Source organism: Ancylobacter sp. Lp-2 (assembly GCF_020523795.1).
GTDB lineage: Bacteria > Pseudomonadota > Alphaproteobacteria > Rhizobiales > Xanthobacteraceae > Ancylobacter.
The window spans coordinates 1-3,261 of the sequence record NZ_JAJALI010000024.1 but is presented as its reverse complement, the minus strand read 5'-3'; the positions used below and the strand labels follow the sequence as shown (position 1 = coordinate 3,261).

The window sequence follows — 3,261 nt, the reverse complement described above, 5'->3', positions numbered from 1 at the left end:
TCCTCCCGCGAGCCCCCTCCCCGCGTCTGCTTAGTGGGAGAGGTTCTTCACCACGTCCTCGACCATCTTCTTGGCGTCGGCGAACAGCATCATGGTGTTGTCGCGGAAGAACAGCTCGTTCTCGACGCCGGCATAGCCCGCCGCCATGCCGCGCTTGATGAACAGCACCGTCTTGGCCTTCTCGACGTCGAGGATCGGCATGCCGTAGATCGCCGAGGTCGGGTCGGTCTTCGCCGCCGGGTTGGTCACGTCGTTGGCGCCGATCACGAAGGCGACGTCGGCCTGCGCGAACTCCGAGTTGATGTCCTCGAGCTCGAACACCTCGTCATAGGGCACGTTGGCCTCGGCGAGCAGCACGTTCATGTGCCCGGGCATGCGGCCGGCGACCGGGTGGATGGCGTACTTCACCTCGACGCCCTCCTCCTTCAGCTTGTCGGCCATCTCGCGCAGCGCGTGCTGGGCCTGGGCCACCGCCATGCCGTAGCCGGGCACGATGATCACCTTGGCGGCGTTCTTCATGATGAACGCCGCGTCCTCCGCCGAGCCCTGCTTCACCGGGCGGCTCTCCACCGCGCCGGCGGGACCGGCCGCCGCATCGCCGCCGAAGCCGCCGAGGATCACCGACACGAAGGAGCGGTTCATGCCCTTGCACATGATGTAGGACAGGATCGCGCCCGACGAGCCGACCAGCGCGCCGGTGATGATCAGCGCCGTGTTGCCCAGCGTGAAGCCGATGCCCGCCGCCGCCCAGCCGGAGTAGGAGTTCAGCATCGACACCACCACCGGCATGTCGGCGCCGCCGATCGGGATGATCAACAGGCCGCCGAACACCAGCGAGGCGATGACGATCAGCCAGAACACCGTGTGGCTCTCGGTCAGCGTCAGCACCACCACCAGCAGCACGATCAGCGCCGCGAGGCCGGCATTGATGACGTGGCGGCCCGGCAGCAGGATCGGCTTGCCGCTCATATTGCCGTTGAGCTTGGCGAAGGCGATCACCGAACCGGTGAAGGTGATGGCGCCGATGGCGACGCCGAGGCTCATCTCGACCAGCGCCTGGCCGTGGATGGCGCCGGGCAGGCCGATGCCGAAGGCTTCCGGCGCGTAGAGCGCGGCCGCCGCCACCGCCACCGCGGCGAGGCCGACCAGCGAGTGGAAGGCCGCGACCAGCTGCGGCATCTGCGTCATGGCGATCTTGCGGGCGATCACCGCGCCGGCGCCGCCGCCGATGGCGAGGCCGCCGATCACCAAAAGCCAGCCGCCGATGCCGGCCGGCGGCGAGGCCGACAGCGTGGTCAACACGGCGATGGCCATGCCGACCATGCCGAACAGATTGCCCTGGCGCGAGGTGGCGGGGCTCGACAGCCCGCGCAGCGCCATGATGAACAGTACCCCGGAGACGAGGTAGAGCAGCGCGACGATATTGGCGTTCATCTCGTCGCCCTCACTTCTTCTTCGAGTACATGGCGAGCATCCGGCTGGTCACCAGGAAGCCGCCGAAGATGTTCACCGATGCCAGGATCAGCCCGAGGAAGCCGAAGCCGCGCGCCCAGCCGGTGCCCTCGGCCACCGTGTCGACGCCGACCGCGAGCAGCGCGCCGACCACGATCACCGAGGAGATGGCGTTGGTGACGCTCATCAAGGGCGTGTGCAAAGCCGGGGTCACCGACCACACCACGTAGTAGCCGACGAACACCGCCAGCACGAAGATGGCGAGCCGGAACACGAACGGGTCGATCGCCCCGCCGGTCAGCGTGTGCGCCACCGCCCCCGCCGCATCGGCAAAGCCACCGCCATGCGCCGCCTGCGCGGCGGCATCGGCATAGGCCTGCGCGGCTTCCGCCGCCCGCTTGGCGACTTCCGCCGCCGCCCGGGCGCCTTCCAGCGCCTGCGCCGGATCCGCCGGCACGCCCGATGGATTGGCCATCCTGTTCTCCCCGTTCTCTCAAGGACCGGCCGGGATCCTGCCCCCGTGCCGCCCGCCGCTTCGTCCGTTGTCTGTCGTCGTGTCGTTTCTTGTCGTCGTTGGTGCCGGCGCCGCGTGTGGCTCGCGCCGGCCGGATCGTTTCTCTAGGCGACGGGAGCGTCGCTCCCGCCTGAAGCTCGTTGCCAGCCGCCCGGTGTCGGGCGTCCGGACGTCCGATCCCGGCGTCCTCGGGCCGCGCCCTACGAGACCGGGCCGTCAGCCGGAACGCGGCCGGAGAACCGGCGAGCGGTGCTCCCCCCTCACCCCACCCCTCTCCCCCTCGATGAGAGGGAGCAGGTCGTACCGGGGGCGGAGGCCGCCCTTCACCTCTCCCCTACAGAAGAGGGAGCCGGAGGTGCCGCTTCGGAGTGCCTCCCTCACCTCTCCAAGAAAGGGAGAAGCGAACCGGAGACGCTGGTCTGGAGCTCCCTTGCCTCTCCCCGAGGGAAGAGAAAGCCCGTCACTTCACCTCTCCCCACCCATGCGGCTGTTGCCGCATGGGTGCCCGAAGATCGACGTCGGAAACAACCGACGTCGAGGGAGAGGTCGGCGCGCCGCGCCGGGTAGGGGGAACACCGCCGAAACCTGAAGAGCGAAGATAGAAGCCTGTCACTCGAACGGAGGCGCCCGCGAAGGCGAAGAGCCGGGACCCAGGCCGGTCTTCCCGAGCCAGCCGTCCCGAGCGATCCCGGATCGGCCGGTGGCGGTCCGGGAGGAGAGCACGTCGGAAACGCACCTCACCCCAAACCTTCGCCTCAGACTGACCTCGCCGAAGCCCCCGCGCCTCAGGCTGCCGCCGTCTCGACCTTACCGCCGAAGTTCGGGTGCACCACCGACCCGCCACGGGTCAGCAGCGTCGCCTTCACCAGCTCGTCGTCCCACTTCACGCTAAGCGCCTTGGCGCTCTTGTCGATGAGCGTCTCGACGAAGGCGTAGAGGTTCTTGGCGTAAAGCTGCGAGGCGGTGGCCGCCAGCCGGCCGGGCACGTTGAGATGCCCGACGATCTTGACCCCGTTCGCCGTGGTGATGACCTCGCCGGCCACCGCGCCGACGACATTGCCGCCGCGCTCCACCGCCAGGTCGATGATCACCGAGCCCGCCTTCATCGACGCCACCATCTCGGCCGACAGCAGCTTCGGCGCCGGACGGCCGGGGATCAGCGCCGTGGTGATCACGATGTCCTGCTTGGCGATGTGCGAGGCCACCAGCGCCGCCTGCTTGGCCTGGTACTCCGCCGACATCTGCTTGGCGTAGCCGCCGGCGGTCTCCGCCTGCTTGAACTCCTCGTCCTCGAC

Annotated in this window: 2 protein-coding genes and 1 pseudogene; all 3 read right to left on the bottom strand. The window is 68.9% G+C overall.

The window, feature by feature from the left end; all coding sequences use genetic code 11:
• Positions 1 to 30: 30 nt before the first annotated feature.
• Positions 31 to 1,434 carry an NAD(P)(+) transhydrogenase (Re/Si-specific) subunit beta gene (locus tag LGR54_RS25605; RefSeq protein WP_230364779.1) on the bottom strand — a complete coding sequence of 468 codons (1,404 nt, stop codon included), beginning with the start codon at positions 1,432 to 1,434 and terminating at the stop codon, positions 31 to 33.
• A gap of 10 nt (positions 1,435 to 1,444) precedes the next feature.
• Complete coding sequence (locus tag LGR54_RS25600) at positions 1,445 to 1,927, bottom strand: proton-translocating transhydrogenase family protein (protein WP_230364778.1); 483 nt, start codon at positions 1,925 to 1,927, stop codon at positions 1,445 to 1,447.
• An 824-nt stretch (positions 1,928 to 2,751) separates the two neighbouring features.
• A pseudogene (locus LGR54_RS25595) lies at positions 2,752 to 3,261 on the bottom strand (NAD(P)(+) transhydrogenase (Re/Si-specific) subunit alpha); the annotation flags it as partial.

Coding starts and splice junctions, on each gene's coding strand:
- LGR54_RS25605 (WP_230364779.1), bottom strand. CDS start 1,434: ATGAACGCCAATATCGTCGCGCTGCTCTACCTCGTCTCCGGGGTACTG.
- LGR54_RS25600 (WP_230364778.1), bottom strand. CDS start 1,927: ATGGCCAATCCATCGGGCGTGCCGGCGGATCCGGCGCAGGCGCTGGAA.